Origin of the sequence: Metasolibacillus meyeri (assembly GCF_003049505.1) — a bacterium.
GTDB classification, from domain to species: domain Bacteria; phylum Bacillota; class Bacilli; order Bacillales_A; family Planococcaceae; genus Metasolibacillus; species Metasolibacillus meyeri.
This window is the reverse complement of record NZ_PYWN01000177.1, coordinates 1-5,723: the sequence shown is the minus strand read 5'-3', so window position 1 is coordinate 5,723 and position 5,723 is coordinate 1. Positions and strand designations below refer to the sequence as shown.

The window sequence follows — 5,723 nt, the reverse complement described above, 5'->3', positions numbered from 1 at the left end:
TTGACCCTTTGAACCTGATCTAGGTCATACTAGCGTAGGGAAGTAATGGTGAACGATACGTATATAATTTGTATATTTATTCAACCATTCCCTATTTTAGTGGAATGGTTTTTTGTATATTTTCAAAATTATAGAGGAGAGTAGATGCTATGACATTTTCTAATCGTTTATTTAAAAAAGTGGAGCCTGTATGGAATAGTTACTTAGAACATCCTTTTGTAAAAGGCATTGGAGAAGGGTCCCTTGATAAGGAGAAATTCATCCATTACATGAAGCAGGACTATGTTTATTTAATTGAGTACGCTAGAATCTTTGCAATTGGCAGTGCGAAGGCTAATGATTTAAAAACAATGACTATTTTTGCAAATTTATTGCATGGAACAATGAATTTTGAAATGGATTTACACCGTGCGTATGCAGCGAGATTTGGCATTTCGAACGAAGACTTAGAAAATACAGAGCCATCAGCTACAATGACTGCATATACAAGCTATATGCTAAACCAAGCACAGATAGGTGGCGTAGAAAATACGATTGCAGCCGTTTTGGCATGTGCATGGAGCTACAATTGGATTGGTAAAAAGTTAGCTGAATGGCCTGGGGCGTTAGAGCATGAGTTTTATGGAGATTGGGTTAAAACGTATTCTTCCGACGAATTTACTAAAATTGCTGAAGACTGCATCGGTTTAATCAATGACATTGCAAAGGGTAAACAAGAAGATGAGCTGAAAAAGCTTGAAGAAATATTTGTGAAAACAAGTTACTTTGAATATATGTTCTGGGATATGGCTGAAAACATTTCAATGTGGCCAGTGAAAGAATTAGCTAGAACTTAATGCAACCCAATAATTGAATGGATAAGAGAATAATAATTAAATAGAATCTCACAAGATGTTTTATTGACAATCTAGTGGAAAGAAGCGGTATATGAAAAGTAATTATCTACTTTCCGACCACTTTTTTTGGCGAGTGATTTCCTATTGCAAAAAAGGCGGAGATGTTGTGACACATAATATTGAAGGATTGATGCTTCAAGTAGAAAATAGCAAACAAGAATTAATCGATTTGGTTACTACACTTATAAAGTTTGAAACACCTGCACCACCAGCAAGAAATACGCAAGATATTCAACAATTTATCGCAACTTATTTAGAAAATCTTCATTTTAAAACGGATATCTGGGATGTATATCCAGGAGATCCGAATGTCGTAGGTGTGAAAAAGGGAAAGGCATCTGAATTATACAGCAGTTTAATTATTAACGGACATGTTGATGTAGCTGAAATTCGAGAAGACGAAGAATGGTTAACGAATCCCTTCGATCCAATCGTAACTGAAGAGGCGATTATAGGCAGAGGTGCAGCGGATATGAAAGGCGGAATTGCAGGAGCCTTATTTGCACTCAAGCTTTTACATGAGGCAAATATTGATATGAATGGTGATCTTATTTTTCAATCTGTTATTGGAGAAGAAGTCGGAGAGGCTGGCACACTTCAATGTTGTGAGCGTGGATATAAGGCTGATTTTGCGCTTGTCGTTGATACGAGCGATCTCCACATCCAAGGCCAAGGGGGTGTAATCACAGGGTGGATTACGGTGAAGAGCCCTAAAACGTTTCATGATGCAACGAGACGAAATATGATTCATGCAGGTGGCGGTCTTTTGCAAGCAAGTGCGATTGAAAAAATGATGAAAATAATAGAAGGCTTGCAAGATTTAGAACGTCATTGGGCAGTGACGAAGCAATACGATGGATTCCCACCTGGCACAAATACAATCAATCCAGCTGTTATTGAAGGTGGTAGACATCCAGCTTTTATTGCTGATGAATGTAAACTATGGATTACTGTGCATTATTACCCGAATGAAACGTACGAGGAAGTATCTCGAGAGATTGAAGAGCATCTTCTTTCCGTTGCAAAATCTGACCTGTGGCTCAAGCATTATCCACCAACCTTTGAATGGGGAGGATGTTCGATGATTGAAGATAAAGGTGAAATCTTTCCTTCATTAGAAGTTGACCCGAATCATCCGGCGGTTCAGTTATTATCCACTTCTCATCAAATTAATCATGGAAAAGAAGTGACGATTGATGTGTCTCCTTCAGTTACTGACGGCGGATGGTTTGGCGATGCAGGGATTGCAGCTGCTATTTATGGACCAGGTGATTTTCAAAATGCTCATGCGGTGAATGAATCTTGTTCCATTGATCAACTTATTGCTTTTACGAAAACGATGATTCATTTTATTTATGAGTGGACAAACACGAAAAAAGATGACAGGTACAGAGATTTCTCTTAGCGTCTAAATCATTTGAGAATTCATTCATCTGGGAAACTAGCTGCATAAAATAAAGTGAATCTTTAATCAGTGAGATATTTTGGTGTAATATATAAACAAATTGAGCGGGTTTGGTCCTGAAATCCCATTGGACTAAGGCCGTTTTTTATTGTAAAACTAGAATGTCTCTTTCGAGTTTGACCGCTGTATTTCGTATTTCAAAGTTCAATAGAAGGATGCCATCGAACTGTTATCTAGCCATAGTTCAGCACAAGGCACCTTCAGTTTCATGGCTTTAAAATGTAAGAGGCTATGCTGAAATCACAATTACTATGACTAACCTCACGTGACATAAGATGATTTATGTTAATAAAGAAGATAAGTAGCCCATATACGCTCGTACTATCCAACTGTTGCCATAAATATCGCCAAGAGAAGAGCAAGCTTTTATATTCGCGTTGGAAGAGATTAAGAGCGCGGTTATAACAACTTGTAGCTATACATATATTGGTGAGAATGTATGTATAGGAGGTATGGAATGAACGACAAGAATGCCCATAATCAGACAAACAATCGAGGGTGGCAAAGTGGCACTCCTTCGCAATGGCAAAGCGGCTCACAACCATCGCGCTATTCGCAGACAGTAGGAGAGCGTGGTCCGATTTTGGAACAAGACACTATGTTACATGAAAAAAATGAAACTTTTATCCATGAGACAATATTAGAGCGCCCTTTACATGTGAAGGGCTTTGGAGCTTTTGGCTATTTCGAGACACTTCACTCGATGGCGGCCTACACAAAGCTTAGCTTTCTACAGCATCCAGGTCAGAAAGTACCTGTTGCCGTTCGATTTTCGTTAGCATCTAGCAATAAGGGAACACCAGATACTTCACGCAATGTACGTGGCTTCTCGACTAAATTTTATACTGAAGAAGGCATCTTCGACTTGATATGCAACCATATTCCCGTATTCCTGCTACGGGACCCGATGCGATTTTCTGAGTCTGTCCGTGCTTTCCAGCCGTCACCAGTCAATAATATGCTTGATCCTAATCGGTTCTGGAGCTTCTTTGCAACTACACCAGAGGCAACGCATTTCGTCCTGCGGCTGTACTCTGACGAGGGGACAATCAAGAGCTTTCGTCACATCCCAGGTCACAGTGTAAGCACCTATGTTTGGAAAAATGTACAGGATATGCGTTATTATGTGAAATATAGCTGGATTCCACTAGCCGGCGAACAGTATATCGATAGCCAAGAGGCGGCTCGGCTTGCCTGCGAGAACCCAGATTACGCAGGCAAGGATCTCTATGACACATTGACTAAAGAAACGCCAGTCGAATATGGGCTGTTTGTACAGCTCATGAATCCACAGGACGAAGCCACGCTGACGTTCGATCCACTGGACGATACACAGGTGTGGGATGTGCGGCAATATCCGCTGTTACCAGTTGGCAAGATGGTGCTGAACCGCAATCCAGATAACTATAAAGAACAGGTTGAGAAGCTCGCCTTTTCACCTGCGAATCTGCTGGAAGGCGTAGAGCTAACAGATGACAGAATTCTTCAAGGTCGTGCCAATATTTATTGGGATTCACAGCGCTATCGCCTAGGGCCAGAATTTCGCAAGATACCAATTAACCGTCAAGCAAACTGGACACCAGAATCTGAAGTTACAAGTGGTGCTGGTCGCTACGTAGCGGGGCGACTTGTTCGTTCCAACACGCCGAAAGCGGATGACTTCACACAGGCAGGACAATTTTACAGCTCGCTAACGTCTGTGCAGAAGGAGCACTTAATCCATAACTTGGCAGCCGCTCTTACACCTGTCTTACCAGAGACACAGCGAATTGTGTTAGGTTATTTAAGCCAAGCGAGTCCAGAGCTAGGAGAGCGCGTTGCTCAGCAAATGAGGAAGAGGTAGTGTCCGTCCAATCAACAACCCAGATGTCTTGTAATAAGACGCTGGGTTTCTTGCTATTGCGAAAGTTTTTTGCAATAGTTAGTGCATATACTTAAAAAGGAGCGATAAGATGTTTTTCTTAACAAGTAAACGACAGGAAATATTTGACGTAGCACATACATATCCATTTGGAGAAGAGATTGATGCTGAATTTGAAGAGTATTTATATGAAAATTTAACGAAGTATAGCAATATTGTTCCACATGAGTTTCATGCAGAAATAATGGAGAGAACTTTATTTCAAAATAACGATTTGATGGAGAAATTTAGGGATTGGTGTAATGTCACGATTGAGCAATTTACAACAAAGAGAAATGCTATTTACGAGAAACGAGAAGCGATTGTTGAACACTTTGATTTGTCTGCACAAGCTATGTTTTTAAAGTCATTTCATGATGGTGAAATTTTAGATGCAAGGCAACAAGGAAATCAATTTACGCTTTTATTGGATATGAGTGGCGGATTTACAACTGAGGCAATTGTACAGTTGATTTTTCACGATGCGCAAATAGAGGGAGAGCTTGAAGGTTATTATGTGTATGATGAGCTAGTAGAAACAGAAGATGGATTTGCGTTACGCGTTTTATCTAGCTTTGGCAGCCCTTATGCGGAATGGACGATTTACTTCAAGAATGTTACAGCAAACTACCTATATCGTCCCGCAGTTTATATTGAACCAGAAAATATTGCTACATGGGATGACTATGTTGCTGCGCTAAACCGAGACGACAAATACTATATTATAAAAAATAGTAACTTTGTAGAAATTGATTTAACTAATCTTTTGCAAAAGGATGAAGGCGTTTTTGCTGGAGAGCTATTACTAGGTAAGATTTTTAATGACGCAAGAGAGCAAATATATTGCGCTACCTATGAAGATCCCTATGCACATTTTAGTGAGCCTATTCCAATTGATGAATTACAAGATGCTATGTTTGATTCAGACAAAACTATACAAACACGTGCTTTCAACACAATTTTTGCATTAGGAGGAGATGTAGCAAATATTGTGAATGATGTGTTACGTAAAGTAGATTTAAGCAGCGAGGAAGATATGTATTTTAGCATTATGGCAAGCCATTTTGAGCAGCTAGGTTGTTTAGAGGATGATGTGAGAAGGAAGTGGATAAAGGAATAGAGGGCCTAATTTAGTAAGAAACGGTGAAAATTTAGTATGTAATAGTGTCTGTTTTTAGTTACAGGGTAAAAAAGAATTTTGGTTTAACAATGGAAGAAAATATAGCAAGCTGGTTGTGTAATGAAGGGTATTTTAGCTTTTAATCGAATGCAATAAAACGGTACAACTGACATGAAAAATAGCAATAGAGCTTCAGAGGAGCGCTTGACAAACAAAAATATCTATGATTAGCTAAAGACAATCAAATATACAAATTACTAGGGGAGCATAATTTTGCTGAGAGAGACATGTCTTGACCCTTTGAACCTGATCTAGGTCATACTAGCGTAGGGAAGTAATGGT

General features: G+C 39.4%; 4 protein-coding genes and 1 riboswitch. All 4 genes read left to right on the top strand.

Annotation, left to right across the window (positions count from 1 at the left end):
* The first annotated feature begins 149 nt into the window (after window positions 1-149).
* Window positions 150-836 (top strand): thiaminase II, encoded by a 687-nt coding sequence (tenA, locus tag C9J34_RS19865; protein WP_107841914.1) that lies wholly within the window; start codon window positions 150-152, stop codon window positions 834-836.
* A 166-nt stretch (window positions 837-1,002) separates the two neighbouring features.
* Window positions 1,003-2,301, top strand: coding sequence for an acetylornithine deacetylase (locus tag C9J34_RS19860; protein ID WP_274523380.1), 1,299 nt, complete (start codon window positions 1,003-1,005; stop codon window positions 2,299-2,301).
* Between the two features lie 517 nt (window positions 2,302-2,818).
* Entirely contained in the window at window positions 2,819-4,204 is a 1,386-nt protein-coding gene (locus C9J34_RS19855; RefSeq protein WP_107841912.1) for a catalase, read from the top strand.
* Window positions 4,205-4,313: 109 nt separating this feature from the next.
* Complete coding sequence (locus tag C9J34_RS19850; RefSeq protein ID WP_107841911.1) at window positions 4,314-5,381, top strand: DUF4085 family protein; 1,068 nt, start codon at window positions 4,314-4,316, stop codon at window positions 5,379-5,381.
* A 249-nt stretch (window positions 5,382-5,630) separates the two neighbouring features.
* A riboswitch (TPP riboswitch) is annotated at window positions 5,631-5,723 on the top strand. This riboswitch is flagged as partial in the annotation.